Annotated in this window: 2 protein-coding genes; both read right to left on the bottom strand. The window is 62.5% G+C overall.

Annotated elements, in window-relative coordinates:
* A partial coding sequence (locus JNL55_RS16040; protein ID WP_293855474.1) for an amidohydrolase occupies window positions 1-942 on the bottom strand: 942 nt, incomplete at its 3' end.
* 33 nt (window positions 943-975) lie between these two features.
* Window positions 976-1,979: amidohydrolase family protein (locus JNL55_RS16035; protein WP_293855471.1), on the bottom strand; the 1,004-nt coding region annotated here is incomplete at its 5' end.

The raw sequence follows: 1,979 nt of genomic DNA, 5'->3' as shown, positions 1-1,979 counted from the left end.
AGCCATGAAACGATTGATTTCGGAGGTTTCACCGCGCACCTCGAATGTCAGCAACGCATCAGGCGCGATCACGCTGGTCGCAGTGCCGCCCTGGATCATTCCGACATTGACGCGCGAGATACCCGAGCCATGTCGTGAAATGGCGTGCAGCTGCAGGGCACACGTCGCCGCGGCCAGCAACGCATTGCGCCCCACATGAGGCTCCAGTCCTGCATGCGCAGCTCGGCCCTGGAAACGCACCTGAAAGATGGTGGCAGCCAGCAATCCCTCGGCGCTGCAAATCACAACACCAGTGCGCTTCGCCACCACACCGACGTGGCCGCAGATCAACCAGTCCACGTCATTCACGACGCCCGCGTCCACCATCGACCGAGCACCTCGACAACCCTCCTCTGCCGGCTGGAAGATCAGTCGCAACCGACCGCCCCAGGTTGCTGAAAGACGCGACGCCAGCGAGGCAAGCCCAAGGCCCATGGCGGTATGCGCGTCGTGTCCGCAGGCATGCATGCGTCCAGGAAACCGCGAGGCGAAACCTTCTCGGTTCGGTCGATGCGTTGGATCGGAAACCTCGGTGACGGGCAGCGCATCCATGTCGAAGCGAAACGCGACCACTGGCCCGGGCAGTGGCGACGTCCATTCCGCGACCACGCCGGTCAAGCCTTCACCGAAACGCTCGACCCATGCAGGCTCGGCGCCGTGCGCGAGGGCTTCGGCGCGAGCCCGTGCATGTTCCTGCTGCGAGGGAACGTTCATGCGAGCCGACGGCACCATCACTTGTTCGCCCGTGCGAATCGTCCATCCCGGCAGCCGAGCGATCTCACTGCACACCAGCGCTGCCGTTCGATACTCCAGAAAGCCCAGCTCCGGATGGCGATGAAACTCTCTGCGCCAATCGGCAACCCTCTGCAGCGTAGCTCCGGACTCTGGCAGACCCGTCTTCATACATTTCTCTCTATGTGTTGCGCCGAAGCGGCGCTAGAAAAACGGCCGGATGCCGTGCGCCGCGAGGATGTCGCGAGACCTGAACAGATCACGCCCCTTCACGACCAGCTCGACCCGTCGAAGCGCTGACAAATCGCGCGTTGGATCGCCGTCGATGAGCATCAGGTAGGCGTGCTTGCCGACATCGATCGAACCGAGCGTGTCGCTGCGGCCGAGATGTTCGGCGGCGCCGAGCGTCGCCATGCGCAGAATGTCGGCTATCGGAATACCAGCCTCTGCATAACATTCGAGTTCGCTCACCAGCGCGAAGCCCGGCAGGAACGCATCCGTTCCAGGCAGAATCTTGATCCCTCGCTGGTGCAGGCGCTTGATCAACTTGAGCGCGTTCTGGCCGGTCTTCAGAAACGCTGCTTCGTTGCCTGCGTTGTAGCCGGCCGACTGGATGAATGAGCGGCGCAGACTGGGCGGTAGGTGATCCGCATAGGCCGCCGTGGACGGAGCGAACTCGCCGGGACGCGACCGATATTGATTCATGAAGGTCGCCAAAGTCGGATCGTGTGCAATGTCTTTTTGTGCCATCCGATCCAAGAAGGCGTCGGTCTGGGCGGAATGAACGTCGACGCCGCCGCCACGCACGCCGGGCACGATGAAACGTTGTGGCGTACGGGTATCGATGGTCCAGTCGCCGATCAGCTGCAGCAGCATCATGTTGATATGAGTGATCTCGTTGTAGCCGACCTCGATGGCCTGCGCCGGACTCATATAGGCAGGAATATGTCCCGCCGTTCGCAGGCCCAGCTCGCGCGCGTCGCTGGCGAGCACCGGCACCCAGCTTGGATTGATCGAACTGTAGAGTTTGATACCGACATGGCCCTCCGCTGCGTAAGCACGCACGGCCGCACGGGCCTGCTCCAAGGTCTCCACCAAGCGACCCGTGGGAGCCGAGTACGGGCCACGCTGGTCGATGAATCCCATCGGATGCACATCGGGAGCAGCGATTGCGCCGGACGCAACCGCCTGTCGCAGATTGACTAGAT

Source organism: Steroidobacter sp., from assembly GCF_016790065.1.
GTDB lineage: Bacteria > Pseudomonadota > Gammaproteobacteria > Steroidobacterales > Steroidobacteraceae > Steroidobacter.
Note: the sequence above shows the minus strand (reverse complement) of the source record. Positions and strands in the feature narration are given on the sequence as shown.